General features: G+C 62.6%; 23 protein-coding genes. 5 read left to right on the top strand and 18 right to left on the bottom strand.

Annotated elements, in window-relative coordinates; translation table 11 throughout:
* Nucleotides 1-239 precede the first annotated feature (239 nt).
* The 3 genes from efeB (at nt 240) to IFT44_RS01145 (ending at nt 3,318) form a co-directional block, all read left to right on the top strand.
* Entirely contained in the window at nt 240-1,553 is a 1,314-nt protein-coding gene (efeB, locus tag IFT44_RS01155) for an iron uptake transporter deferrochelatase/peroxidase subunit (protein WP_192175269.1), read from the top strand.
* A gap of 27 nt (nt 1,554-1,580) precedes the next feature.
* Nucleotides 1,581-2,408, top strand: coding sequence for an iron uptake system protein EfeO (gene efeO, locus IFT44_RS01150; RefSeq protein WP_122476861.1), 828 nt, complete (start codon nt 1,581-1,583; stop codon nt 2,406-2,408).
* 418 nt (nt 2,409-2,826) lie between these two features.
* Nucleotides 2,827-3,318 carry an REP-associated tyrosine transposase gene (locus tag IFT44_RS01145; protein ID WP_192175268.1) on the top strand — a complete coding sequence of 164 codons (492 nt, stop codon included), beginning with the start codon at nt 2,827-2,829 and terminating at the stop codon, nt 3,316-3,318.
* An 879-nt stretch (nt 3,319-4,197) separates the two neighbouring features.
* Here the strand turns inward: IFT44_RS01145 and IFT44_RS01140 are convergent.
* The 7 genes from IFT44_RS01140 to IFT44_RS01110 all read right to left on the bottom strand — a co-directional run bounded on the left by IFT44_RS01140 (nt 4,198) and on the right by IFT44_RS01110 (nt 11,677).
* Nucleotides 4,198-4,989 (bottom strand): IclR family transcriptional regulator, encoded by a 792-nt coding sequence (locus tag IFT44_RS01140; protein WP_192057186.1) that lies wholly within the window; start codon nt 4,987-4,989, stop codon nt 4,198-4,200.
* Nucleotides 4,990-5,047: 58 nt separating this feature from the next.
* Nucleotides 5,048-6,358 (bottom strand): MFS transporter, encoded by a 1,311-nt coding sequence (locus IFT44_RS01135; RefSeq protein ID WP_122478321.1) that lies wholly within the window; start codon nt 6,356-6,358, stop codon nt 5,048-5,050.
* A 145-nt stretch (nt 6,359-6,503) separates the two neighbouring features.
* Nucleotides 6,504-7,652, bottom strand: coding sequence for a galactonate dehydratase (gene dgoD, locus IFT44_RS01130; RefSeq protein WP_122478323.1), 1,149 nt, complete (start codon nt 7,650-7,652; stop codon nt 6,504-6,506).
* A 173-nt stretch (nt 7,653-7,825) separates the two neighbouring features.
* Nucleotides 7,826-8,449 carry a 2-dehydro-3-deoxy-6-phosphogalactonate aldolase gene (locus IFT44_RS01125; protein ID WP_122800155.1) on the bottom strand — a complete coding sequence of 208 codons (624 nt, stop codon included), beginning with the start codon at nt 8,447-8,449 and terminating at the stop codon, nt 7,826-7,828.
* A gap of 1 nt (nt 8,450) precedes the next feature.
* Complete coding sequence (locus IFT44_RS01120) at nt 8,451-9,449, bottom strand: 2-dehydro-3-deoxygalactonokinase (RefSeq protein ID WP_192175267.1); 999 nt, start codon at nt 9,447-9,449, stop codon at nt 8,451-8,453.
* 283 nt (nt 9,450-9,732) lie between these two features.
* Nucleotides 9,733-11,028 carry an MFS transporter gene (locus tag IFT44_RS01115; protein ID WP_122478330.1) on the bottom strand — a complete coding sequence of 432 codons (1,296 nt, stop codon included), beginning with the start codon at nt 11,026-11,028 and terminating at the stop codon, nt 9,733-9,735.
* Between the two features lie 187 nt (nt 11,029-11,215).
* Nucleotides 11,216-11,677: a histidine kinase gene (locus IFT44_RS01110; RefSeq protein WP_192056215.1), complete on the bottom strand. Its 462-nt coding sequence runs from the start codon at nt 11,675-11,677 to the stop codon at nt 11,216-11,218.
* A 449-nt stretch (nt 11,678-12,126) separates the two neighbouring features.
* Here IFT44_RS01110 and IFT44_RS01105 point away from each other — a divergent pair, with 449 nt between their 5' ends.
* Nucleotides 12,127-13,407: a glycosyltransferase gene (locus IFT44_RS01105; protein ID WP_192175266.1), complete on the top strand. Its 1,281-nt coding sequence runs from the start codon at nt 12,127-12,129 to the stop codon at nt 13,405-13,407.
* Between the two features lie 15 nt (nt 13,408-13,422).
* Here the strand turns inward: IFT44_RS01105 and IFT44_RS01100 are convergent, their stop codons facing one another.
* The gene (locus tag IFT44_RS01100; protein WP_122478336.1) at nt 13,423-13,746 is read right to left on the bottom strand and encodes a ComEA family DNA-binding protein; all 324 of its coding nucleotides are present in this window, start codon (nt 13,744-13,746) and stop codon (nt 13,423-13,425) included.
* A gap of 298 nt (nt 13,747-14,044) precedes the next feature.
* Here IFT44_RS01100 and IFT44_RS01095 point away from each other — a divergent pair, with 298 nt between their 5' ends.
* Nucleotides 14,045-15,250, top strand: a complete 1,206-nt coding sequence (locus IFT44_RS01095; protein ID WP_192175265.1) for an O-antigen ligase family protein — start codon at nt 14,045-14,047, stop codon at nt 15,248-15,250.
* A gap of 223 nt (nt 15,251-15,473) precedes the next feature.
* Here the strand turns inward: IFT44_RS01095 and IFT44_RS01090 are convergent, their stop codons facing one another.
* The 10 genes from IFT44_RS01090 to gmd all read right to left on the bottom strand — a co-directional run bounded on the left by IFT44_RS01090 (nt 15,474) and on the right by gmd (nt 26,789).
* Nucleotides 15,474-16,364, bottom strand: a complete 891-nt coding sequence (locus IFT44_RS01090; RefSeq protein ID WP_192175264.1) for a glycosyltransferase — start codon at nt 16,362-16,364, stop codon at nt 15,474-15,476.
* Nucleotides 16,365-16,533: 169 nt separating this feature from the next.
* The gene (locus IFT44_RS01085; RefSeq protein WP_192056210.1) at nt 16,534-17,169 is read right to left on the bottom strand and encodes a CatB-related O-acetyltransferase; all 636 of its coding nucleotides are present in this window, start codon (nt 17,167-17,169) and stop codon (nt 16,534-16,536) included.
* A gap of 16 nt (nt 17,170-17,185) precedes the next feature.
* Nucleotides 17,186-18,082: a glycosyltransferase family 2 protein gene (locus IFT44_RS01080; protein ID WP_192056208.1), complete on the bottom strand. Its 897-nt coding sequence runs from the start codon at nt 18,080-18,082 to the stop codon at nt 17,186-17,188.
* 417 nt (nt 18,083-18,499) lie between these two features.
* Nucleotides 18,500-20,500 carry a polysaccharide biosynthesis protein gene (locus IFT44_RS01075; protein ID WP_192102099.1) on the bottom strand — a complete coding sequence of 667 codons (2,001 nt, stop codon included), beginning with the start codon at nt 20,498-20,500 and terminating at the stop codon, nt 18,500-18,502.
* 100 nt (nt 20,501-20,600) lie between these two features.
* Nucleotides 20,601-21,611: an MraY family glycosyltransferase gene (locus tag IFT44_RS01070; protein ID WP_192175263.1), complete on the bottom strand. Its 1,011-nt coding sequence runs from the start codon at nt 21,609-21,611 to the stop codon at nt 20,601-20,603.
* Nucleotides 21,608-22,579, bottom strand: a complete 972-nt coding sequence (locus tag IFT44_RS01065; protein ID WP_192175262.1) for a UDP-glucose 4-epimerase family protein — start codon at nt 22,577-22,579, stop codon at nt 21,608-21,610. The genes IFT44_RS01070 and IFT44_RS01065 overlap by 4 nt, the downstream gene beginning before the upstream one ends.
* A 24-nt stretch (nt 22,580-22,603) precedes the next feature.
* The gene (locus IFT44_RS01060) at nt 22,604-23,719 is read right to left on the bottom strand and encodes a glycosyltransferase family 4 protein (protein ID WP_192057195.1); all 1,116 of its coding nucleotides are present in this window, start codon (nt 23,717-23,719) and stop codon (nt 22,604-22,606) included.
* On the bottom strand, nt 23,716-24,861 hold the full coding sequence (locus IFT44_RS01055; RefSeq protein ID WP_192175261.1) for a glycosyltransferase family 4 protein: 1,146 nt from the start codon (nt 24,859-24,861) through the stop codon (nt 23,716-23,718). The genes IFT44_RS01060 and IFT44_RS01055 overlap by 4 nt, the downstream gene beginning before the upstream one ends.
* Nucleotides 24,862-25,758 (bottom strand): GDP-mannose 4,6-dehydratase, encoded by an 897-nt coding sequence (locus tag IFT44_RS01050; protein ID WP_192057197.1) that lies wholly within the window; start codon nt 25,756-25,758, stop codon nt 24,862-24,864.
* Nucleotides 25,758-26,789 (bottom strand): GDP-mannose 4,6-dehydratase, encoded by a 1,032-nt coding sequence (gene gmd, locus IFT44_RS01045; RefSeq protein ID WP_122714154.1) that lies wholly within the window; start codon nt 26,787-26,789, stop codon nt 25,758-25,760. Before gmd ends, IFT44_RS01050 begins: the two co-directional genes overlap by 1 nt.
* Between the last annotated feature and the right edge of the window lie 94 nt (nt 26,790-26,883).

Genomic DNA, 26,883 nt, shown 5'->3' with positions numbered 1-26,883 from the left:
TACGACAAGCCGCAGTGGCAGTGCGATCTCTGTAGCAGCGGCGCGAGCCGCGTCGGCGGCACCGGCGGTGTAACTGGCTGACCGCGCTGAGCCCGGACGCGGCTTGCACCGCTGCTACAAGGGATTACGACAAGCCGCAGTGGCAGTGCGATCTCTGTAGCAGCGGCGCGAGCCGCGTCGGCGGCACCTGCGGTGCGACAGAGGTTGAAGTGAATGAAACAGCGACGAGATAAACGATCATGAGCAACGCCGACAATCCGAATCCGACCATCGACGCCCAGCGCCGTCGCGTGCTGCTGGGCCTGGGCGCCGCCGGTGCGGCACTGGCCGGTGCCGGCCTGAGCTGCCCGGCGATGGCCGCACCCGCCGCCAAGGTCACCGAAGCGCCAAAAAGCGAAAAGACCCAGGACCGCCATGACTACCAGGGCGTGCACCAGACCGGGATCGTCACACCGCGGCCAGCCGCAGGCATGCTGGTGGCATTCGATGTACTGGCCAGTGATCGCGAAGACCTGGAGCGCCTGTTCCGCACCCTGGACGAGCGCATCCGCTTCCTGATGACTGGCGGCCCCGTGGCGCAGGTCGACCCCAAGCTGCCGCCGGTGGATTCGGGCATCCTTGGCCCGGTGGTGGTGCCAGACAACCTGACCATCACCGTGTCGGTGGGCGAGTCACTGTTCGACGAGCGCTTCGGCCTCGCCGATGCCAAGCCCAAACGCCTGTCGCGGATGGTCGGTTTCCCCAACGATGCGTTGGAGGCGGATCAATGCCACGGTGACCTGACCCTGCAGTTCTGTGCCAATACCCCGGACAGCAACATCCATGCCCTGCGCGACATCGTCAAGAACCTGCCCGACCTGCTTTTCGTGCGCTGGAAACAGGAAGGTACGGTGCCGCCGCAGGCGCCCGCCAAACCTGGCGAACCTGAACAGAGCGCGCGCAACTTCCTCGGCTTTCGTGACGGCTCGGCCAACCCGGACTCCAACGACACGCGGCTGATGGATGCGCTGGTATGGGTACAGCCTGGCAGCGACGAGCCAGCCTGGGCCGAGCATGGCAGTTATCAGGCGGTGCGCATCATCCGCAACTTCGTCGAACGCTGGGACCGCACGCCGCTGCAAGAGCAGGAGAATATCTTTGGCCGGGTGAAAACCACCGGTGCGCCCATGGACGGCCGGCTCGAAAGTGACGTGCCGGACTACGGCAAAGATCCCGAAGGCAAGCTGACCAAGCTGGACGCGCACATTCGCCTGGCCAATCCGCGCACCCCGGAGTCGCAGCAGAACCTCATCCTGCGTCGACCCTTCAATTATTCGAACGGGGTGAACAAGAACGGCCAGCTGGACATGGGCTTGCTGTTCATCTGCTACCAGGCGGATCTGGAAAAAGGTTTTATCACCGTGCAGACCCGCCTCAACGGCGAACCGCTGGAGGAATACCTCAAGCCCGTGGGCGGCGGTTATTTCTTCACCCTGCCAGGGGTGACCAGCGCCCAGGATTTCATCGGCCGCAGCCTGCTCGCTGCGAGCAAGAACCTCACCACCACTGCATGACCACTTGATACAACCGGGGAACCACTCATGACAAAGACGCCACTCGCTCTGCTGCTGACCCTTGGCCTGTTCAACGCTCCGCTGTCGGCCTTTGCCGCGACCCAGTCGCCGTTGGACCTGGTAGGGCCGGTTTCGGACTACAAGATCTACGTGACCGAGAAGGTCGATCAACTGGCCGTGGAAACCGCCAGGTTCACCGACGCGATCAAGAAAGGCGACCTGGCCACCGCCAAGAAGCTGTACGCGCCGACCCGCGTGCATTACGAGGCCATCGAGCCGATCGCCGAGCTGTTCAGCGATCTGGATGCGTCGATCGATTCGCGTGTCGATGACCATGAAGCCGGTGTGAAGGCGGAAGATTTCACCGGTTTTCACCGCCTGGAATACAGCCTGTACTCGGAAAATACCACCAAGGGCCTGGATGCATTGGCCGACGGTCTGCTCAAGGATGTGAAGGACTTGCAGAACCGTATCGCCGAGCTGACCTTCCCGCCGGAGAAAGTGGTCGGCGGTGCCGCCGCACTGCTCGAAGAGGTGGCCGCGACCAAGGTGTCCGGTGAGGAAGACCGTTACAGCCATACCGACCTGTATGATTTCCAGGGCAACATCGACGGCGCGAAGAAGATCGTCGACCTGTTCCGTCCACAGATCGAAGGCCAGGACAAGGCGTTCGCAGCCAAGGTAGACAAGAACTTCGCCACCGTCGACAAGATCCTGGCCAAGTACCGCACTGCCGATGGCGGCTTCCAAACCTACGACAAGGTCAAGGAAAACGACCGCAAGGCACTGATCGGCCCGGTCAACACCCTCGCCGAAGACCTCTCCACCCTGCGCGGAAAACTCGGCCTGAACTGAGCCGTCTGCTGGTGATAAGGGCCCTTCCAAGGGCCCTTTTTTGTGGGCGCCGTTTTTGTAGGGTTTTTTTTTGCAGGGGCTGTTTTTGTGGGAGCGGGCTCTGCCCGCGAAGCCCGCACACCCGTACATCAGAAACACCGCAAGGCCCCTTCGCGGCCGATGACCGCACCTACGGCGCCCTCGAACCCTGCGTAGGAGCGGTCCGTGGCCGCGAAAAAACCGACGCAATACCCCTGATCCCCCGCAGCATCTCATCCGCGGCTACACGCCGCTCCTTCAAGCTTCTGGCACTGTGCAAACCTGACACTCATCACCGGTCATTTCGATCTCCGTAGCGGACACACACAGACATCAATCCGCCCCACCCACCTGGTCACTGCCCGCTACATTCAAACCTCCGCCATGGATGGAGGCTCTCATGCCACTCTACAAAAATTGCAGGTTACGCACGGGCCGCTTTTCTCAGCGTGGCGGCATCTATCTTTTGACTGCCGTTGTGAAACATAGAACGCCCCTGTTCCGGGATTTCGAACTGGGACGGTGCGTAGTCAGGGAGATGATGAATGCCCAGCACTGGAACCAGGCACAATCGCTGGCTTGGGTTGTCATGCCCGATCACCTCCACTGGCTGATGCAACTTGAGGACGCATCGCTGGAAAGCCTGATGCGTCAGGTCAAATCGCGCTCGAGCAAGGCAATCAATGAACGGTGCGCAAGAACAGGCCAATTGTGGCAGGCAGGCTTCCACGACCGAGCGCTGCGTCAGGAGGAGGATTTACTCGCCAGTGCCAGATACATTGTCGCCAACCCGCTGCGCGCAGGATTAGTCAAAAGGGTCGGCGATTACCCTTTGTGGGATGCTATTTGGCTGCAGGGTTACCAGGCATCCAGCTCAACCCCACGCCCGTAGGAGCGGTCCGTGGCCGCGAAAAGGCGCTGCGGTCTCCCAGACACACCGCAGCGCCCCCCTTCGCGGCCGATGACCGCTCCTACGGCGCCCTCGAACCCTGCGTAGGAGCGGTCCGTGGCCGCGAACGCAGCGCTGCGGTCTCCCAGACACACCGCGGCGCCCCCTTCGCGGCCGATGACCGCTCCTACGGCGACCTCGAACCCTGCGTAGGAGCGGTCCGTGGCCGCGAAAAGGCGCTGCGGTCTCCCAGACACACCGCGGCGCCCCCTTCGCGGCCGCTGACCGCTCCTACGGCGCCCTCAAACCCTGCGTAAGAGCGGTCCGTGGCCGCGAAAAGGCGCTGCGGTCTCCCAGACACACCGCAGCGCCCCCTTCGCGGCCGATGACCGCACCTACGGCGCCCTCGAACCCTGCATAGGAGCGGTCCGTGGCCGCGAAAAGAACGCTGCAGTCTCCCAGACACACCGCAGCACCCCCTTCGCGGCCGACGACCGCTCCTATGGCGACCTCGAACCCTGCGTAGGAGCGGTCCGTGGCCGCGAAAAGGCGCTGCGGTCTCCCAGACACACCGCAGCGCCCCCCTTCGCGGCCGATGACCGCTCCTACGGCGCCCTCGAACCCTGCGTAGGAGCGGTCCGTGGCCGCGAACGCAGCGCTGCGGTCTCCCAGACACACCGCGGCGCCCCCTTCGCGGCCGATGACCGCTCCTACGGCGACCTCGAACCCTGCGTAGGAGCGGTCCGTGGCCGCGAAAAGGCGCTGCGGTCTCCCAGACACACCGCGGCGCCCCCTTCGCGGCCGCTGACCGCTCCTACGGCGCCCTCAAACCCTGCGTAGGAGCGGTCCGTGGCCGCGAAAAGAGCGCTGCAGCGTCTGGGGTTACACCCTAGCGCCGAGTTCTGCGGAGATGGCGTGAGCGGCTTTCTGGACCACAGGAACCAGGGATTCCATCTTCTCCACAGGCATGTAAGGCAGCGTGCTGGCGACACTGATCGCGGCCACGATTTGTCCGCTGGCATCGCGGATGGGTGCAGCCACGCAGCGGATCGACGGTTCGTTGTCTTCCAGGTCGAACGCATAGCGACCCGTTACATAGGTTTGCATACGGGCCTGGAACTGGGGCCAGGTGAGTTGCGGGTGGTCGGGCCACAGGGCGGATTCCGCCGCAACGGCCTCACCCCGTTCGAACAGCCTCTGCCATTCGGCCGCCTCGGCGTCGAGCATCAGCGCCTTGCCGATGCCGGTGCGCGCCAGCGGCATGCGATGACCTACCCGCGAACGCATCTCCGGGCCATTGCGCCCTGGGGTCTTGTGCAGGTACAGCACCTCGTCGCCGTCGCGAATCGCCAGGTGAATGGTATCGCCGGTTCGCGCCGACAGTTCATCCAGCCAAGGGCTGGCCAACATCACCAGTGGCACTTCGTCCCGCGCCTGGAAGCCCAGCTCGATCAGCCGCGGCCCGAGCAGATAGCCCGCCTGGGGCAGCACCCGCAAGTAGCGCTCGTCCACCAGGCAACTGACCAGCCGGTGGGTGGTGCTGCGCGTGGTGCCGATGCGCCGTGCGATCTCTTTCAGATCACGGGCGCCGCCGGCCACGGCCTGGATCACTGCAAGCCCGCGGAGCAGGGTCTGGGTGCCGGTCGGTGCGGCGGGGGGCATGTCGTCCTGCATGGTCAACCTTCGCGTCAGGTAAAAGCAGGCGCATTATGTTCGCCTGCTCGCAATCGGGTCAAAGCTCGATCCGCTCGACCTTGCCCACCAGCAGAATGTAGGACAACGCCCCGACCAGCGCCGTGACCGCAATGTAAGTGATCGCGGGCGCGAACGAGTCGCCGGTCGCCAGGAAGCCGATGGCGATCGGTGTGGTGATCGCCGACAGGTTGCCGATGAAGTTGAACACCCCGCCCGTCAGCCCCAGTAACCGCGCAGGGGCCAGGGTCGAAACCAGCGACCAGGTGATCGACGCCAGGCCGTTGCCGAAAAAGGCCAGCGCCAGGCAAGCGATGACCAGCGGGGTCGAATCGACGTAGTTGGCGCCGATGATGCACGTCGAGATCAGCAGGCCGCCGATGATCGGCAGCTTGCGCGCCAGGCCGATGCTGGCACCGCGACGGATCAGCCAGTCGGAAAAGAACCCCGAGCACAGCACGCCGACAAAAGCGGCCAGGAACGGCAACGAGGCGAGCATGCCCGATTTGATGAAATCCATGCCGCGGTATTTCACTAGGTAAGTCGGGAACCAGGTCAGGAAGAACCACAAGGTCGAGTTGAGGCAATACTGGCCCAGGTAGATACCCCAGAGTTTGCGCTTGCTCAACACGATGCCGAGGTCGGTCCAGCTGAAACCGGCCTTGGCCTGGCGCGCCGATTTCTGCATGTCGACCAAGCCGCCGCCGTCGCTGATGAGCTGGATTTCGGCCGCGTTGGCGCCTTTGAAATCGCGCGGCTCGCGATACACCGCGTACCAGATCACTGCCCAGACAATGCCCACCAGACCGGTGCTGACGAACACCATGTGCCAGCCGAATTCGTGTTGCAGCCAGGCCAGTACCGGGGTCAGGAAAGCCAGACCGACGAACTGGCCCGAGGTGTAGAAGCCAATGGCGGTGGCACGTTCGCGCTCGGGGAACCAGGTCGTCACCACGCGGCTGTTGATCGGGTACGCCGGCGCTTCCAGCGCGCCCACGGCCATGCGCAGCACGAACAGAGCGATGAAACTGCCGGCAAAGCCGAGCATGACGGTGGCAATGGACCATAACGCCAGGGCCACGCTGTAGAGGATGCGTGGCGGAACGCGGTCGACCAGCCAGCCGCCGGGGATCTGCATGGCGGCGTAGGTCCAGCCGAATGCCGAGAAAATCAGGCCGACGTGCACGGGATCGATGCCCAGGTCGCTGGTCAGCGCCGGGGCGGCGATGGACAGGTTGCTGCGGTCCAGGTAGTTGATCACCACAGTGATGAACAACAGCACCATGATGAAGAAGCGCTTGCGGCTGGGCGTCGCCAGCGCCGGCGCGGCGGTAGTGGATTGGGTATGCATGGGGTGCCTCTTATTGTATTTGTAGAGGGGTGCTGCGGCGACAGGGCGGACGCCTTCGCGAGTAGAAATCTCGCCGCCCGTGTGGGAGCGGGGCGGGCGGCGAGCTTGCTACCCGCGAAGGCCGCGCCGCGGTATCAGCGGTGAATCACCACTCCGCGAAGCTGCCGTCGGCATGGCGCCAGATCGGGTTGCGCCAGCGATGGCCGATCTCTGCGCGCTCCCGCACGTACTCCTCGTTGATCTCGATTCCCAGCCCCGGCCCGTTCGGAATCTTCACGAACCCATTGTCGTAATCGAACACCTCGGGGTGGGTGACATAGTCGAGCAGATCGTTGCTTTCGTTGTAGTGAATGCCCAGGCTCTGCTCCTGGATGAAGGCGTTGTAGCAAACCGCATCCAGCTGCAGGCACGCCGCCAGCGCGATCGGCCCCAACGGGCAATGCAAGGCCAGCGCTACGTCATAGGCCTCGGCCATGTTGGCGATCTTGCGGGTCTCGGTAATGCCCCCGGCATGCGAGGCATCGGGCTGGATGATGTCCACATAGCCTTCACTGAGAATCCGCTTGAAGTCCCAACGCGAGTACAAACGCTCACCGAGCGCGATCGGCGTGCTGGTCAACGGCGCCAGTTCCTTGAGCGCTTCGTAATTCTCGCTCAACACCGGCTCTTCGATGAACATCAGCTTGAACTGGTCCAGCTCCTTCATCAGCACCTTGGCCATGGGCTTGTGCACCCGGCCATGGAAGTCGACGCCAATGCCCACGTTCGGCCCTACCGCATCACGCACGGCCGCAACGCTGGCCAGGGCGCGATCGACCTTGTCGAACGTGTCGAGAAACTGCAGTTCCTCGGTGCCGTTCATCTTCACCGCAGTGAAACCACGGGCCACCGCCTCGCTCGCCGCGCGCGCTGTGTCGGCCGGGCGGTCGCCACCGATCCACGAGTACACCCGAATCCGATCGCGTACCTGCCCGCCAAGCAGGTCGCTGACCGAAACGCCCAGGGCCTTGCCCTTGATATCCCACAGCGCTTGATCGATACCGGCCAGGGCGCTCATGTGGATGGCGCCGCCACGGTAGAAACCGCCGCGGTACAGCACGGTCCAGATGTCTTCGATATTGCGTGGGTCCTTGCCGATCAGGTAGTCGGACAATTCGTCAACGGCGGCAGCCACGGTGTGCGCGCGGCCTTCGACCACGGGCTCGCCCCAGCCGACCACACCCTCGTCGGTCTCGACTTTGAGGAAGCACCAGCGCGGTGGAACGATGAAGGTCGTGAGTTTGGTGATTTTCATCTGTTGTCTCTCTTGTTCGATGGACGCTCGAGCGTCTGTAAATGTTGCCGTTCCCGCCCGTATCGATTTCGTAGGAGCGGTCCGTGGCCGCGAACCGGGCGACGCGGTGGATCAGTCACTGCGCGGCGCCCTGTTCGCGGCCGATGACCGCTCCTACAGGGGCGCACAGCGTGTCAACCTTTCAGCGACTGCCAGGCCTGGACGTACGCCTTCGCGTTATCCGCCACCTGCTGCACCGTCATGCCTGGCTTGAACAGGCCCGAACCCAGGCCAAACCCGGCAACGCCGGCGTCGAGAAACGGCTGCATGTTGTCCGGGCTGATGCCTCCCACCGGTACCAGCGCCGTGCCTTTGGGCAGCACCGCCAATAGCGCCTTGACCACGGCCGGCGTCAGCGACTCGGCCGGGAACAGTTTCAACACGTCGGCACCGGCAGCCAGCGCGGCGAACGCTTCGGTCGGCGTCAGCACGCCCGGCGCCAGGAACATCTCGGCCTCCTTGGCCGCCTTGAGCACTGAAGGATCGCTGTGCGGCATGACGATCAGTTGCCCTCCCGCTGCCTTGACCTGAAGTACCTGCTCGGCCGACAGCACCGTTCCGGCACCGATCAGGCAATCGGCGGGCAAACTGTTGCGCAACAGCCGAATGCTGTCGAAAGGCTGCGGAGAGTTGAGCGGCACCTCGATGATGCGAAACCCGGCGCTGTACAGCACCTCGCCGATGGCCACCGACTCTTCGGGGCGCAGGCCGCGCAAAATGGCGATCAGCCCGTTCTGGGCCATTGCTTGCTTGAGCATGTCAAACCTCTTGGAACTGTTGAGCGACGAGCCCGGCGGCCATCGCCAGGCTCCAGAGACCGCGTTCGGTGGCCTGTTCGGCCAGGCTGACGCTGTTGAAGCCACACAAGGCCAATGCCTGCCGATAGCGCTGGCACAACGCACTGCTGCCGATCAGGACCACAGCCGGCAGCGATTCCTGCCCGCTGCGCTGACGCAGCATTTCGGCCAGGGCGCGCAGCTCGTGGCCAATCATCAGGCCGGACAGATAGTCTGCTTGTTCACTGCTCGCCAATTGGCCGGTGAGGCCAAGGCTGCGCGCGCTGAACATGGTCGACAGCACGCCGATGCTGCCCTCGCGCGACATCGCCACGGCTACACCGCGCTCGAACGCCGCGCTGTCGAACGACGCACTGCGCTTCTGCGTGCGACCGAGAATGGTGTGGGCACTGGCTGCGGCGAACAGCTCGCCGGTCATGAAGGTGTCGAAATGCTCGATGCGCTGCTCGACCACCCTCGCCCACTTCGAATGGCTGCCAGGCAGGCCGATCAGCAAGGTCTGGTCGCGCTCGCCCGAAGGCAGCGACTGCAGCAGGCCGAAGATCTGGGTTTCCTCGCCGCGCATGACGTTGGGCAGTGCCGAACGTTGCAGCACGCCGGGCACCAGATGCACATAGATACCCCTGAGGGTACGCACGCGAGCCATGCCGGCTGCGACATCGGCGGCCTGCGCCGGGCTGTGGCAATACGGCACTTCGTGCCAACCCTGGGCGCTGCCGACCATGCCGCAGGCGATCACGGCAACGTCAGGAAAAGCATCGAGCCAGTCGCCGCAGGCTTCATCGAAGGTCAGCTCGAAACCATCGCTGGTCTGTTCGCCGCAAATGCTACGGGGGGTGTTGGACAACTGCATGATGCCCCGATCCAGCGAACGCTGGTCGAGTACGTGGCCATCAGGGCCGAGCAGATAGGCTCGCAGGGAACTGGTACCCCAATCGAGTGCAACGAGTTGCGGCTGCATCGCTTCACCTTGTTTGTTTTTGGTAGTGAGTGGCGGTGTGTGATGGCCGACTATAAATCCATTTGAACGATAATCTCAATATATAATTATCAATCCCATATATAGGGATTTTATAGGCACAAATCCCCCGTAGGAGCGGTCATCGGCCGCGAAAAGAGCGCCGCGGTGTGTCAGCTGAATCGCGGTGAATCTTTCGCGGCCACGGACCGCCCCCACACCAGCACCGCAGCATTCTTGGGATCGAGGCATAAAAAAACCGGCCTGGTGGCCGGTTCGTTTGAGGTCAGGCGTAGGCCTGAAGAGGTCGGCGTCTGCCGAAGAGCCAGGCGGTGCCGACACCGACCGCACCCATCACCACGCAATAGCCCACACAGACCCACGGGCTCCACGGCATCAAGGCGATCAGCAGCAGCGGCGTGGTACTCGCCCACAGCGCATACGCGATGTTGTAGGTAAACGAAATGCCCGATACACGCACCTTGGCGGGAAACAGGCCGACCATCAGTGACGGCACCACACCCACCACTCCACACCCCAGACCAGCCAGCGCATAGGCCACGGCAAGACTGCCGACACCGGCAACCAGGCTGGCATAGAGCGCGGTGATGCCCAGCGGCAGCAGCACGCTATAAAGGACCAGCGCACGCCAGGCGCCGATGCGATCGACCAGCAGGCCAGCCAACACGCAGCCAACGTTGAGGAAGACGATACCCAGGCTACTCAGCGCAAAGGTGTGCCGTGCATCCAGGCCAAAGCGCTGCTGCATCACCGTCGGCGTGATCACCACCAGCACCACCACCGCCGAAGTCAGCACACACGTCAGCAATACCGCAGGGATCAGCGAGGCGCGGTGTTCACGCAGCACGGTACGCAGGGAGAATTCGCTGACCTGCTCACTGCGCGCGCGCATGGCCAGAAACACCGGTGTTTCGCTGAGCAGTCGGCGCAGCCACACACCGACCACGCCGAATACGCCGCCCAGCAGGAAGGGCAAACGCCACGCCCAATCGAGGATTTCCTGCGGGGTGTACACCCGCGCCAGCACAGTGGCAGTCAATGCGCCGAGCAGATAGCCAAAGGTCAGCCCCGCCTGGAGAAACCCCAAGGCATAGCCGCGTCTTCTCAGCGGCACGTGCTCGGCCACGAACACCCAGGCGCTGGGCACCTCGCCCCCGACGGCAGCGCCCTGCAGAATGCGCAGGGCCAGCAGCAGCAGCGGCGCGAAGTAACCGATCTGCGCATAGGTGGGCATCATGCCGATCAGCAGGCAGGGCACCGCCATCATCAGGATGCTCAGGCTGAACACCCGCTTGCGCCCCAGACGATCGGCGAAATGCGCCATCAGGATGCCGCCCAACGGGCGGGCCAGATAGCCGGTCACGAAGATGCCGAAGCTCTGCAACAGGCGCAGCCATTCGGGCATCTGCGGCGGGAAGAACAGCTGGCTGAGGGTCAGGGCGAAGAATACGAAGATGATGAAATCGTAGATTTCCAGCGCGCCACCGAGGGCCGCCAGACCGAGGGTCTTGTGGTCGCTGCGGTTGAGCAGCAATGGCTGGGCAGAGCTATCGGCAGGCATGGGCAATCCGCTGGTGGCCGACGGCGCGTATCCTCGCGCCTGTCAAAGGCGCGCAGGATAGCAAAAACCGTCAGGCATGGCAGGCGCTATGAGGTGCCTATCCCGTAGAAGCGGTCATCGGCCGCGAAAGGAACGCCGCAGACTGGCTGATACACCGCAATGCCCGGTTCGCGGCCGACGACCGCTCCTACAGCGGCGGTGAGCTGAGCGACTTGCGTACGCGGATGCCATCGCCGATCACGCGAACGCGATGCTCCGGCGGCGCCTTGGGCGATTCGACAATGGCCATGAAGGTCTGCAGCGCGTCGCGGTCCGGCAGCTGCGTGACGCTGGTGCTCAACCGCTCACCGCCAGGGTCGGCCAGTTCGGTTTCGATCCGCTTCTGGCTCTCATACAGCAACGCATGGCGAACGTGCTCACTGTTCTTGCAGAACCGCGGCAGATCGACACCCGACCGCACAGCCATGTCAGTGTTGGCAATCAACAGATCGAAAGGCTCGTAAGCGCTTTGCACCATGGTCAGCAGTTCGTCGAGCGAACCCACCGGCACCACCCTGAAGTAGCCCAGGTTGTTGAGCGTTCGTTCGATCTGCACCGCCTGCTGGTCCAACTCGTCGGCAATCAGAATCCGCAATCTCTTGTCAGCCATCATCCACTTCCCAGGCGTCGGCGCAGGACGATCCCTTACCCGCCTCGCCAAGCCACTACAGCGGGTGCAATTCAACCCGCGGCTTCCAATGATTATCACCCCCAGGGGGTGGCCCGCCGGCAAGCTTACTCTCCCAAACGGCAGTTCGAAACGGAAAACGTCGAGCGTTTGACGATAAATCACAAACTACATTTGAGATTGTCTGCAAGCCGATGTTTTGTAATGCTTTAATTCTTTATTACTTAAAGTTTACCCAGCATATTTCCGACGGTTAGCGCCGTTTCCAGATACATTTCCGGTGACAACACGGAACGAGCGGCAAGGACCTGCGCTCATAGCTTCGAACCCTCCCCTAATTCACGCTAGCTGCATCAGCGTACGGCAGGCCCCGCTTGCCGTTGAGAGAGGACCTGACGCATTGTGTTCACCTGAACGCGCGGGAGTCGACAATGATCCGCTTTGCCATCATCGCTCCACCCCTGCCGAGCCACTTTCAACCGCTTGAAAACCTGGCAATGGAGCTGATCGACCGCGGACACAGCGTCACATTCTTCCACCAACCCGACGCACGTCATCTATTGCATTGCAGCAGGGTCAAATTCCGCAGCGTCGGCCAGGAACGCTTTCCTGCCGGAAGCCTGGCAAAAAGCCTTGCACTGGCAGCCAATTTCGACACCTTGCTTGGCCAGCGGCGTACCTATGCCGATATGGCGCAAGTCACGCAGATGCTCTGTGAAGAGTTGCCCAACGCTCTGCGCGAAGAACGCATCGATGCCGTGCTGTGCGACCAGATGGAAGCAGCGGGCGGGCTGGTGGCAGAGTCGCTTGGCCTGCCGTTCGTGTCCGTCGCCTGCGCATTGCCGGTCAACCGCGAGGACATAACCGTACCGTTGGCCGTATTGCCCTACCCCTACGAGCGCGGCGAAGACGCCATCGAGCGGTATGCGCGCGCCGAGCGCCGGCATGACTGGGTCATGAAGCCGTTGCGCAAAGCCATTGCCCGTCAGTCCGTCGCACTTGGGCTGAGCGTCCGCGAGGGCCTGCATCAATGCCTGTCGCCGCTCGCGCAAATCAGCCAAACGGTGCTGGAGTTCGATTTTCCGCGGCCCAATCTGCCGCCATGGTTCCATGAGGTCGGCCCCCTGCGCCGGGTGTCCGATGAGACCAACCACCTGCCCTACACGTTGGACAATGCTCGGCCTTTCGTCTTCGCAACCCTGGGCCGGCTCCACGGCAACCGCATGAGCCTGTTCAAACGCATTGCCCAGGCCTGCAAGTTGCTCGATGCCCAACTGCTGGTCATGCATTGCGGTGGGCTGAGTCATCGGCAAAGCGATCAACTGCTGCGGCACGGCGCAACCTGGGTCACGGATTTTGCCGATCAGCCCATGCTGTTGCAGTATGCCGACGTGCTGGTGACCGACGGCGACCTCGACATCGTGCTCGAAGCCGTCGTGGCAGAAACGCCGATCCTGGCCTTGCCCATCGCCGCCGACCAGCCAGGCGTTGCGGCGCGGGTGGCCTACAGCGGTTCCGGCGTCCACGCCAGCCGGCATTGCAGCAGCCGGGAGTTGGCGGAACACATGCGTCATCTGCTGGAGAACCAATGGCCCGACCTGGAGAACCTGGCCGATGCCATCCACCTGATGGGCGGCACCCAGCGGGCTGCCGATATCGTCGAGGCGGTGATTCCCGACCGGTTCAAACTGCGTCTGGTCAGCTCCAGCTGAGCCTGCGACCGATCGTCAATTGACGACCAGCTTGTCGCGGTTGCGATCCAGCAAGGCCTTGCCGATACCCGTAACCTCCAGCAGTTCTTCCACCGAGTCGAATGGCCCGTAGGTCTGTCGGTGCTTGACGATGGCGGTCGCCTTGGTCAGGCCGACCCCGGAGAGTTCCTTCTTGAGGGTTTCAGCGTCGGCTGTATTGAGGTTGACCCTGCCCGGCAGCCCCGGATGGGCAACCGATACCGAGGCGGCAGGCGCGGCCATAACTGGCGAGCTTAGAATGGGCACCGCGGTGCTGGCGAAGAATGCCAGCGCCAGTGCAGGAAGGAGGATCTTGCGCATCGCTTATGCTCCATGACTTGAATGAGAAGTGCGGCATTCCCGAGCCGCCTGCCAACCCTAGTCCCGCATCGCAGATGTTCCAGTGCCACCCTGTTGCACGACGTGTCGCACTGGCCCTGCCCCGGCCTGCGCGGGCGCCTGACGGATTGAGGGCATGTGTAAGTAGGTGTGTGCGCTGCACCAGCCCGTAGGATTTTTCGGCGTTCGGACCTTCTGTGTTGATGCAAAGTCACATCCACGTACAATCCACCCGCCCCCAAACACTTCACTGCCAAGGCCTATGGACAGACAACCTCTCATGCAATCCCAGAGTACTTCCGTGCGCGAGCGTACGGTGCACGTGCTGAACGCCTATGTGCTCCCCATCGGCTGGTTGGTCATCATGACCGGCATGTTCTGGGCATGGGATCGCTCTCTGTATCACAAGCTGTTCTACATCTTCCTGGCGGTGCCCACCCTGCTCGCCCTGGCATTGCAGCCGGGTCCGTTCAAGGCGCTGGTGCGCAACCCGATGTTCCTTGCCTTCGTGGCCTTCAGCGCCTACATCCTGCTGAGTGTCAGTTGGGCCGCAGACGGCGAAGACTTCGGCTCGCTGTTCAAGCGGCCGCTCTACATCGCCATGGTGCTGCTCTCGGCTGGCCTGATCGCGCTGAAAATGCCCGCGCGGCTGGCGCAGCTCACCCGTGCAGCGGCAGTGATCGCCACGGCAGCGGCGGGTTTGTCGTTGATCTATTTCTATGGCGTGCAAGGCGCGTCCCTGGGCAGCCGTCTGGATGGGTATGGCGCGCTCTACAACCCTCTGCTCAGCGCCCATGTGTTCGGCGCTTTTGCCAGTGTCTGGCTGGCCACCTGGTACATCGGACGCAATCCGTGGAACCCATTGGCGCTGGGGTGCCTGGCGGTACTGGGCGTAACCTTGATCGCCACGGGCTCGCGGACGCCGATCATCGGCATGGCGGCGGCATTGCTGTGGCTGATGGCGGCGGGAAACAAGAAACGCGGCGTGCTGGCAATTGCCATTGCACTGCTGGGGATCGCAGCGCTGTACGTGGTAATGCCCGATGTGCTGACCTCGCGCGGGGCGTCGTACCGGCCGGAAATCTGGGTGGAGTCACTGCGTCAGATCGGCGAGAACCCGTGGTTGGGGCGCGGATATGATTCGGAGATGACCATCGTCATCCCTGGCCTGCCGTACACCTTGGCCGACCCGCACAATATCGAACTGGGCGTGCTGTACATCGGCGGCGTTGCAGGGCTGAGTCTGTGGATGGTGCTGTATGGTCTGGCCATGCGCTTCTGCTGGATGAATCGGCGCGAACCGCAGGTGGTGTTGGCCGCAACCTGGCTGGTGTTCGGGTTTGCGTCGGGGCTGACCGAAGGCAGCGCCTTCATGTCCCGCCCCAAGGAGCACTGGTTCCTGATCTGGATTCCGATGGCGCTGGTGTATGCGCAATGGCTATGCCACTGGGGCAATCGCCTCAGCCGGCCTGCCAAGGCCGTTTGAATGACATTGCTGATTGCCTGATGCAACCCAGCGCGCCCTTCGCGGCCACGGGCCGCTCCTACGGAGAATCCGACGCCCCGTAGGAGCGGTCATCGGCCGCGAAAAGGGTTACGCGTATTGCCTGAAGCACTGCGGTGCGCCTTTCGCGGCCACGGGCCGCTCCTACCGAGAATCCGACGTCCCGTAGGAGCGGTCATCGGCCGCGAAAACGTCTACGCGGATTTCAGCTGAACACCATACGGAGCATGCCGCGCAGGGTCTTCCTGTTCCAGGCCCTGAGCGGAATCATGCCCAGCAGCTCTCTGCTCAGGCCCTTGTCCTTGCGCGCATACTTCAGGAACATCGAATTGAGAAAACGCCAGCGCACCTGCTCGTACGCCGGGTGCTCGCGGTACACGGCGTAGGTCTTGAGCACGTTCTCGACCATGAAGCGGCCATTCTTGTAGGTGTTGGTCGCATGCTTGCGGTACTGCGCCAGAGGCTCACCCAGTACATCGATGAAATAACCCGCGCGGGTCACTGCCAACTCGATATAGACATCCTCAAGGCGAATCTCCGGATCGAACCCACCCACCTTCTCCAGCGCCTCGCGACGGAACATCAGCGTGGCGGCAGTCGGCCCCGGCTTGCGGTCCATGAACATGTCGTCGAAATCCAGCCGGCGAAACGGCTCGTTGCGCTTGCGCTGTTCACGCTCGCACATCACCTTGCCGGCCGCATCGATGATCTCGGTATTGGCCGAGCAGATACCCACCTCGGGCTTGCCTTCCATGTACGCCACCTGAGTGGCGATACGATGGGCGAACATCACGTCATCCGACCCGAACGGCACCACCAGGCTGCCCTGGCAGCGTGCCACCGACTCGTTCAGCGTGCGCGACAGCCCCTTGTTCTCCTGCACGCGCAGATCGAAACCATGCTCGGCACTGAGCTTGCGCAGCAGCTCGACGCTGCCATCGGTCGAGCCATCGTCCACCACCAGCAACTCGATGTTGGCGTAGGTCTGCGCCAGCACGCTGCCGATCGAGGCCTCGATATACGGCGCATGGTTGTACGAGGCGATGATCACCGACACCAGGGGCTGCTTTCGATTGTCGGAGGTGGACGTGTTCATATTCGCTGCTCTGAAAAAGTGATGCCGTGCCTACGCGAAGGTAGGCACTCTAGGTACGACGAGCGGCCGAGCCAATCGCCAGGGCCATTCGCATTGTAACAATGCATGACCTCAATGGATGTGAGGCCTTGCTTGCAACGCTGGCAAGCGGATGACACTTCCAACCACTTCATCCAGCCACGGCTGTTGGCTGGCGATTGCGGGCATAGGTCAGAAACGCCTCGAGGTCGTCGCTGCACAGCAGGTGGGCCACGGCTTTGACTTCGGCAACAGGCCAGTCCCACCACGCCGACGCCAGCAAGGCGTCCCGTACGCGTTCTTCGAAACGCCATTTGATGAACCGACACGGGTTGCCGCCCACCACGGCATAGGGCGGTATGTCCTTGGTCACCACCGCGCCGGCTGCAACCACTGCACCATGGCCAACCGTCACACCGGACAGAATCAACACATTGGCGCACAGCCAGCAGTCGCTGCCGATCACTACGTCGCCTTTGGTGGGCGCTGCGCCCGGCACGTCCTTGACCTCGTCGATGATCAACGGAAACGGAAAGCACGACACCCAGTCGGTGCGATGGCCACCCCCGAGCAGGATCTTCACCCCCTCGGCGATCGAGGTGTAGTTGCCGACCTTCAAGGTGGTGTCGTCACCGAACTCCTGCACGTCGGGAATGCCGTAGGTGCCCACCCCGATTGCATACTGGGGGTAGCGCATGCGGATTCGCTCGGGCCCGCGAAACAGCTTCTCGAACTGCCCGAGGTGCTTGCGAACCTTCCTTTTCTTCAACCGGTCCCACCACTTCATCGACGCACTTCCTTACTTACCAATGCAGCACCAGACGCTTGAGACGGCGAAACGTGGTGCGATCCCATAGCTTGAGCGGGATGGAGCGCAGCAGTCGCAGCGCATCCTTCTTGTCTTCCACCACCGCGTATTTCAACGCCTTGTTGACCAGTTTGGCGCGGCCGCGCTCATAGCCGGGGTGCCCGCGATAGGGCTCGATGGCACGCATGTCGGCTTCGAACAGGGTCTTGTAGCGGCGCGACAGGTTGTGCGGATGGCGCCGGTAGCGGGTCACGATCACCGGCAGCATATGGATCTCGACGCCCTGTTCGGCAATGCGCAGGGTGATCTGGAAATCCTGGACCTTGATGGCCGGGTCGTAGAACTTGGCCTTGCGCAGCACGTCCATGCGGTACAACGACACTGGCGCGCCGCAGACCCGGGCATTGGCGAGGATGTCGGCGAAATCCATGCGGCGGATGCGCGTGTGCGTCTGGTCCTTGAGGGCGTTGCCCTGGGTGTCCATGTAGGTGATCAATGCACCTACCGCGCCGACTTCAGGGTTCTGCTCCAGGTAATCGACACGTACGCGCAGAGAGTGGGCGAGCATGATGTCGTCCAGATCCGGCGTGGATACGTATTTGCCGCGAGCGTGCTGCAGGCCGAAATTGAGCGCGGCGCTGACACCCTGGTTGGTTTGCCGCAGCAACTGGAAGTCGTAGGTCGCCTGCAGCGCGGTGAGCATCTCGATGCTGCGGTCACTGGAACCGTCGTCGACGATGATCACTTCGAAATTCGGATAGTCCTGGGCGAAGATGCTGGCCAACGCTTCTTCGAGGAAATTTTCAGCGTTGTAGCACGGCGCCACGATCGAAACGAGGGGCAAATCCGCTACGTCGGCTCGAACGGCAGGTTCGGAAAGTATGTCGGTCATTTTATGGGCAACGACTAATTCGGGTATGTACGGCCTGATATCGGCAGCGCTGCATGATGGGCGATCCGTACCCGATTGTCGACCAATCCATGCCCCCTCCCGTAGGAGCGGTCACCGGCCGCGAAAAGGTCCGCGCGGTGGGTCAGGCGAAATGCGGGGCGGTCTTCGCGGCCACTGGCCGCTCCTACGGGGTGTCGGCAGATCGGGCAACCCTCCGTAGGAGCGGTCATTGGCCGCGAAAAGGGCACCGCAGTGGATCAGGGAGACTGCGGGCGGGGGCGTCGGCAGGATCGGGAACCCTCCGTAGGAGCGGTCATTGGCCGCGAAAAGGTCCGCGCGGTGGGTCAGGCGAAATGCGGGGCGGTCTTCGCGGCCACTGGCCGCTCCTACGGGGGAGCGAGTTTGCAAGACGCCGGATCAGTCGGGGGTGCCGCGGTGCTGTTGGATGTGCAGCCAATCGACGATCTCGCCTTCGGGCGCGTAGCCGCTCACGGCTTTCTGCAATATTTCGCGGACCCGGTCGAAATCCGTGTCATCCAGTGCCCGCAGCAAACCGGTCAGCTCGCCCTTGAGGGCTTCCCATGGCAAATGATCCTCATGGGCGCTCATGATCATCGGATGACGGGTAGCCACCACGTTGTTGCCGATCAGCAATTCCTCATACAGCTTCTCACCCGGCCGCAGCCCAGTGAACTCGATGCCGATATCCCCCTGGGGATTCTGCTCGGACCGAATGCTCAAGCCCGACAAGTGAATCATCTTCTGCGCCAGGTCGATGATCTTCACCGGCTCGCCCATGTCCAGCACGAACACTTCACCGCCGCGCCCCATCGACCCCGCTTGGATGACCAACTGCGCGGCCTCGGGAATGGTCATGAAATAGCGGGTGATGTTCGGATGGGTCACCGTCACCGGCCCGCCCGACTTGATCTGCTTGTGAAACAACGGAATCACCGACCCCGACGAGCCCAGCACATTGCCGAAGCGCACCATGGTGAAGCGTGTCTTGTTCACCCGCGCCACGTTGGCCGGGTCGCCGAATAACACCGGCGCCACTTCACGGCTCAGCGCCTGCAGGGTCATCTCCGCCAGGCGTTTGGTGCTGCCCATCACATTGGTGGGGCGCACCGCCTTGTCGGTGGAGATCAACACGAAGTTGGCCACCCCCGCCTGCAACGCCGCCTGGGCGCAGTTCAGCGTACCCAGCACGTTGTTGCGTACACCCTCGGCAATGTTGTGTTCCACCATCGGCACATGCTTGTAGGCCGCCGCGTGGTACACCGTATCCACCTTCCATGTGGTCATCACCTCGAGCAGCTTGGCCTGGTCGCGCACCGTGCCCAAGGTCGGCAGCATCTGCACGTGCAACCCTTCACGGGCAGCACGCTGCTCCAGCTCGCCGCTGATGGTGTACAGATTGAATTCGCCATGATCCAGCAGAATCAACAGCGCAGGCTCAAGGCCAAGAATCTGTCGGCAGAGCTCGGAGCCGATCGACCCCCCTGCCCCGGTCACCAGCACCGACTTGCCAGCAATGCAGTGTTCCAACAGGTCATCCTGCGCAGGCACCGAATCACGCCCGAGCAAGTCGGCAATGTCGACTTCCTGAATGTCGTCGACCTTCACCTCACCACTGGCCAGCGCGGTGAAGTTGGGCACGCTGCGCACGTGCAGCGGAAAGCCTTCGAGGAAACTGAGAATCTCGCGACGCCGCGAGCGCGACGTCGACGGCAACGCCAGCAACAGCTCCTCGGCGCCGGTCAGATCGATCATGCGCTGGATATGCTTGGGCTTGAACACCTGAATGCCGGCAATCACCCGGTCGGATATGCTCGGGTCGTCGTCGATGAACGCCACCGGACGCATCACCCGGCCCATGCGCAGTGCGGCAACCAGCTGGTTGCCTGCAACACCGGCACCGTACACCGCCACCTTGGTCAGACGGTCGTCACGCCCGGCGAACGGCACGTTGTGCACGGCGTTGAACCAGTCGCCCATGAAGTATTGGCGCATGGCCAGGCGCAGGCCGCCGATGATGACCAGGCTGATCCACCAATAATTGAAGATGATCGAGCGCGGCACCACCGTCTGGTGGTTGCTGTACCAATACACCACCACCGCCAGGATCAGCGCCGACAGGCTGACCGCCTTGACGATGGCCACCAGTGCATCGTTGCCGAAGTAGCGCATCACCGCGCGATACATGCCGAAACGAATGAACAGCGGTATGGCCACGAACGGCGCGGCCACGAACAACCATTCGTGCTCGCGGATCGGGTTGTACATGTCCTCGATGCCCAGGCGCACCAGAAAGGCCATCCACAGCGCGACCCAGACCAGCACGATGTCCGCGACCACTTGCAACATACGCTTCTGGCGACGTGGCAAACCCAGCAAGCGTGTACGTATTCTATCCATCAGTATTCGACCCGAATGGCCCCAGACCGTGACGGTCGGTTGTAGCAACTACGTAACCTTAAGTGCGATCAGCCGATTGCACCAGTGCGCGAACGCAATTTCATGCGCGTTCCAATTCCCCCGCATGATAACGAAAAGCCAGCCACAACAAAGGGATGTACGCAATAAAGGTGCCTAGAACGGGGCTCAGACCGAAAACCGTCACGGCAATGGCCCACGGCAACAGCCAGCCCAGAGTGATCAATGCCGTCGCTACGGTCACCGGCAGATGCCGCCCATAGACCCGCGAGGCGTACTGATAGGCGTGGCTTCGATGAGCCTGATACACCTTGTCACCGCGCAGCAAACGTCGCAGCAGGGTGAACGTGGCGTCGACGATGAACACACCCAGAAGGATCACCCACCCCCAGAAGTAAGCCGGCTCGATCCACGCTGCCTGAACCGACAGCACCGCCAGCACCAGCCCGAGAAAACCGCTGCCCGCATCGCCCATGAAGATCTTCGCCGGCGGCCAGTTCCACACCAGAAAGCCCGACACTGCCGCCCCCAGCAAGGCCGGCAGCCACATCAGCTGTGCATGCCCGCCAAGCGCATAGATCAAACAGGCCCCGGCGCACACGCAGATGGCCTCGACACTGGCGATACCGTCGATGCCGTCCATGAAGTTGTAGAGGTTGAGCATCCACACCAGGTACAACAGGCCGAATACCCACCAAAACGCGGCAAGCCCGTCGACCGCACCGATCACGCCGGGCATGCCACCCAGGCACAGCAGGGCCCAGCCGCCCGCTGCGAAATGTCCGAGCAGGCGCCAACGTGCAGCGATGTGATTGTGGTCATCGAGAAAACCCACCACGGCCACCAGTGCCCCACTGCCGAACAGGGCCAGCCAGACACGGCCTTCGAGCATTCCCCAAAGCGCCAGCCCGCTGATGGCGGCCAGAAACACCAGTACGATCGCCACGCCACCGCCGCGCGGGGTCGGCACCGTGTGGGAACTGCGCGCGTTGGGCACGTCCATCAGGCTGCGCGCCAGCGCATAGCGACGCAAAGCGAAGGTTAGCCCATAGGCAAGCACCAGCACGACCAGCAGCCATACCAGCAAGCTCATCGACGGCGCGCTGCCACGTAGGGCCGTGCCGTGGCGGCCAGCGCGTCGGCCATGGAGGTGGGCGGCTGCCAGCCCAGCAATTGGCGATTCTTGTCGATGTCGACTTCCAGGGAATCAAACAGCCGTTGCGTCACTGCACCCTGCCCCAAGGCATTGGCCACGCGGCTCATCCACGGCAACGGCACATCGATCAACCGTGGTTGCTTGCCCATTGCCGCAGCCATGGCGCGCACCAGGTTCGCAGTGGACACCGGCTCGCCATCACTGACCAGAAAGGTCTGATTGGCCGCAGCCGGATGTTCCAGGCAGGTGCACACCAGATCCGCCAGATTGTCCAGCGCCACCAGGCTGCGACGGTTGCTGGTCTTGCCGAAAGGCAGCGGCACACCACTGCTCACCAGCCGCAGCAGCGTCTGGAAATTCGCGCGCACGCCTGGCCCGTACACCAGCACCGGGCGAATGATCACCACCTCCATGCCAGTGCTTGCTGCCAATGCTCGCAGGCCCACTTCCGCTTCCAGCTTGGAAATGCCGTAGGCATCGCGCGGAGCCGGCTCGTCGTCGGCACGAAACGGCTGGCCCGGCTCGGTGGCCTCGCCATTGACCTTGATCGAACTTATGAAAACAAAGCGCTGCACTCCGGCCTGCGCGGCCTGGCGGGCAAGGTTCAGCGTGCCTTCGACATTCACCCGGCGAAATTCGGCCAAGGGATCGGCGTGCGACTCGCGCATCACGTGCACACGCGCAGCGGCGTGCACCACACTGTCAATGCCGGCGAGCGCGCTGGTCCAGTCGGTGTCGGCGGCCAGCGTGGGCACCACGCAGCCTTCCACCCCAAAGGGCAGTTTTGTGTAGGCGCGGCGCACGGCGGCGCGGGTGATCGGGCAGCCCAGCCGCACCAGCCGAGCCGCGACAGCGGCACCGACAAAACCCGACGCGCCAGTTACCAAAACAGCTTTCGAGATCATGGGCGAGCACCTTGGTCGAATGGATTAACGCTGCAATACGTCGTGATACAACTGCACATAACTGTCCGCCATCCCCTGCGCGGTGAACACCTGCTGGAAGCGACGCGCCGCGGCGGCGCCCATGGCACTGGCCAGGGCTTCATCGTTCCACAGGGTGTGCATGGCCGCCGCCAGCGCTTGGGGATCGCGCGGGGGAATCACCAGCCCGGTTTCACCGGCCAGGTTGATGTAGCTCATGCCGCTGCCGATGTCGCACGAAATCATCGGTTTGCCATACATGGCGCCTTCCAGCAGCGAAATGCCGAACGACTCGGAACGCAGGTGCGACGGAAACACGAAGCCGTGGCACAGGGTCAGCAGCGCCGCCTTGTCTTCATCCGGCAAGCCGCCGAGAAAATGCACGTTGCTCACTTCAAGCTGCTGGGCATAGGCCTTGAGCTCAGCTTCCAGATGGCCACCCCCAAGAATCACCACCGGCAAGCCGGTTGCCTTGGCAGCATCGAGCAGGTAGTTCAGACCCTTGTAGTAGCGCAGCGCACCGACGAAAAGAAAGAACTTGCCGGGAAAGCGCGCCTGCCAATGCGCCAAGCGCTCGGCAGACGGCGTGGGGTATGTAGCGGGATCGAGGCCGAACGGGATGACTGACAACTTTTCAGTGAAGCGCTGCAGCACCGGGCTGCTGGCCGCGTAGTCGGGTGAAGACACGACGATGCGGTCCATGGACCCGAGGAAGCGATTCATCAACGGCTGATACAACTTGAGCAGGGTCTTCTGCTTGATGATGTCGGAGTGATAACTGACCACCGACGGCTTGCCGGTGCGGCTGGCAAAATGCACCAGGTCCATGAACGGCCAGGGGAAGTGGTAGTGAATCAGATCCGCCTGGCTGGCCAACTCCTTGAAATCGCCCAGCGCCGACCAGGAAAACCCGGTCGAGGCCACGTGCAAATCGAGCTTGGCACGGTGGGCCACATGGTGCCCTACCCGTTCGCCACGCGCCGCGCCGCGCTCGCTGAGGTACAACACTTCGGATTGCACACCGCCCGCGGCACATCCTTCTGCCAGCTGAAAGATGACCTGCTCGATACCGCCCATGGAATCGGGGAAGTACGTCTTGAAGAAGTGCAGCACCTTGATCATCGGCTTTCCAACGTGCGGCGATAGGATATCAACGTCTGCGCCGCACAACGGTCCCAGGAAAATCCGTCGGCGTGGGCCAGACCACGTTGCCGAGCCTCGGCGCGCCATGGGTCGTCTTCCAGCGCCTTGGCCATGTGCTGCGCCAGGGTTTCGATATCCATCGCCTCGCACATCAGCGCCGCCTCGCCCGCCACTTCCAACAGGGACGAGTTGTTGGCACAGACCACCGGCACGCCCGAACTCATCGACTCCAGCACCGGCAGGCCAAACCCCTCGTACAACGACGGAAAGGCAAACAGCCGCGCGCCCGCGAACAGCACCGGCAAGTCCTCGGCCGGCACGAAGCCCAGATAGCGCGCCCAGCCCTGGCGCTGCGCCGACTCGATGCGCGCAAAGATCGCCTCGTTCTGCCAGCCCCGGTAGCCGGCCAGAATCAACGGCCAGCGTTGACGCGTGGCCAGCGGCAGCGTTTCGTAGGCGGTGAGCAGCGTCTCGATGTTCTTGCGCGGCTCGATGGTGCCGGCGAACAGGCTGTAGCCTTCGTGGCTCAACCCGTAGCGCCCGAGCACTTCAGCGGTTTGCGCCGCGCTGCGCGGATGAAACTCCGGCGAACTGGCCAGCGGCACAGTGTCGATCCGCTCGAGCGGCCAATCGAAATACTCGGCCAGTTCGCGCCGGGTAAATTCGGAATCGGTGATCAGGCGGTCCGCACGCTTCAAGGTCAGCCGCAGCTCTTTCTGCAGGTAGCGCGCCAGCTGCGGCGCGTGACACTGGGACCAGGTAAACGGCGACAGGTCGTGAAAGGTCGCAATGCGCGGCCCCTTGAACGGCGGCAGGTAATAATTGGGGCTGTGATACAGATAATCGCCATGCCCTTTCAGGGCACGCGCCTTGAGCAATGGCATCAGCAGACGATAGGCCTCGATGGCCAGAAAGTTTTTCTGCACTGCCCGCTTGAGGCTGTAGCCGCTGCCGGACGCGTCCGCAGCACTCGGCAGCACCGGCAAGAAGCTGCGCCCGGCAAAGAACTGCAGGTCGGTTATTTCCGGACTGCTCTGCAGGCGTCGCGCCAGCTCATAGGTATAACGTCCAATGCCCGTCAGCGGAAAGCGCACAGGCTCGACGGAAAGGACGACCTTCATTTATTGGGCAGCCAACATCCATTGCAGGGTGTCGCGTAACGGCGGGGTCTGCCAGTCGCCCACCAGCGAACGCAGACGGGTATTGTCACCGCACAGCGTCTTCACTTCATTGGCGCGCACGAATGCGGGGTTCACTTCCACACGGATGGAATGGCCGGTGATGCTTTCGCACAACTCGATCACTTCACGCAGCGAATGGGTGACACCCGAGCTGACATTGACGGTCTGCCCCAAGGGCTTGTTTTCCAACAGCCCACGGTAAGCCGCGACCAGCGCGCGTACGTCGCTGAAATCGCGCCACACGTCGAGGTTGCCCAACTCGATCACGTCGGCCTTGCGGCGGAAGTGCGAGACGATCTTGGGCAACAGAAAATTGTCCGCCTGCCCCACCCCGGTGTAGTTGAACGGCCGGGTGACGACAATGGGCAAGCGGTTTTGCCACAAGCTGGCCATGTATTCCATGGCCAGCTTGCTGACGGCGTAATCGTTGGCCGGCGCGGGGGCCGTGCCTTCGTCCAGCAAGCCTTCGGATGCATTGCCATACACATTGGCGCTACTGGCCAGCAATACACATTCAGGCGCCTTGCCCGAAGCGGCGACCGCTTCGAGCAGGTTGCGCGTACCGATCAGGTTGACCTGATAGAACGCATCAGCCACGCCATGGCCCACGAACGCCAGTGCAGCGAGGTGAACCACGTAATCGGGCTGCAGCTCTGCCAGCAACGCGCTGAGCCTGGGCGCATCGTTCAGATCGGCCTGGTAGTAACCTGGTTCCTCCGACGGCTGACTGCCCAAACCGATGACTTCATACCCATGGGCCTGCAACTCGGCGGCCATGTAGCGGCCGGTGAAACCCTGGATACCAGTGATCAATGCGCGTTTGCCGACATTAGCCATCAGAACGAAAACCCTTTCTCGTTGCGGCGCAGGTCAGCCTCGACCATCATCCGGCACAGCTCTTCCAGCGAGGTCTTCGGTTCCCAGCCCAATACGGCCTTGGCCTTGGCCGGGTTACCGATCAGCAGGTCAACTTCGGTTGGGCGGTAGAACTTCGGATTGACCGACACCAGCACCTTGCCAGTCTTGGCACACAGGCCCTGCTCGGATTCAGCTTCGCCCTGCCACTTGATCTCGATGTCCACGGCCTTGAAGGCCATGGTGACGAAGTCACGCACGGTTTCGGTACGGTTGGTGGCCAACACGAAAGTGTCCGGCTCGTCGGCCTGCAGCATGCGCCACATACCTTCGACGTACTCCTTGGCAAAACCCCAATCGCGCTTGGCGTCGATGTTGCCCAGCTCCAGGGTTTCCTGCAGGCCCAGCTTGATCTTGGCGACGGTGTCGGTGATCTTGCGGGTCACGAACTCACGGCCGCGCAGGGGCGACTCGTGGTTGAACAGGATGCCGCTGGTGGCGAAGATGCCGTACGACTCGCGGTAGTTGATGGTCATCCAGTGGGCATACAGCTTGGCCACACCGTAGGGGCTACGCGGGTAGAACGGGGTTTCCTCGATCTGAGGAATGGCCTGCACCTTGCCGAACATCTCGGAGGTCGAAGCCTGGTAGAAGCGCGCCTTCGGGTTGACGATGCGGATGGCTTCCAGCAGGTTGACAGCGCCCAGGCCGGTGATTTCGGCGGTGGTCAGCGGCTGCTCGAACGAAACACCAACGAAGCTCTGCGCAGCGAGGTTGTAGACCTCAGTGGCTTCGGTGGTCTGCAGCAACCGGATGCTGGCAGAAAGGTCGGTCAGGTCGTACTCGACCAGGTGCAGGTTAGGGTTGTTCTGGATACCCAGCTCTTCGATACGCCAGAAGTTGACGGAGCTGGTACGGCGGTAAGTGCCGTATACGGTGTAGCCCTTTTCCAGCAGCAGTTCCGCCAGGTAGGCGCCATCTTGACCAGTGATACCAGTGACAATAGCTTTCATGCGAATTAACCAACTCCATTTAGTGCCGACAAGGCAGCGAAAGAGAAACCGAACAACGCTTGCGGCCGCGCAAAGCACCGGCGCTCGACTTAAC

The organism is Pseudomonas sp. CFBP 13710, assembly GCF_014842235.1.
In the GTDB taxonomy this organism is placed as follows: Bacteria; Pseudomonadota; Gammaproteobacteria; order Pseudomonadales; family Pseudomonadaceae; genus Aquipseudomonas; species Aquipseudomonas baltica.
This window is presented reverse-complemented; position numbering and strand designations above follow the sequence as displayed.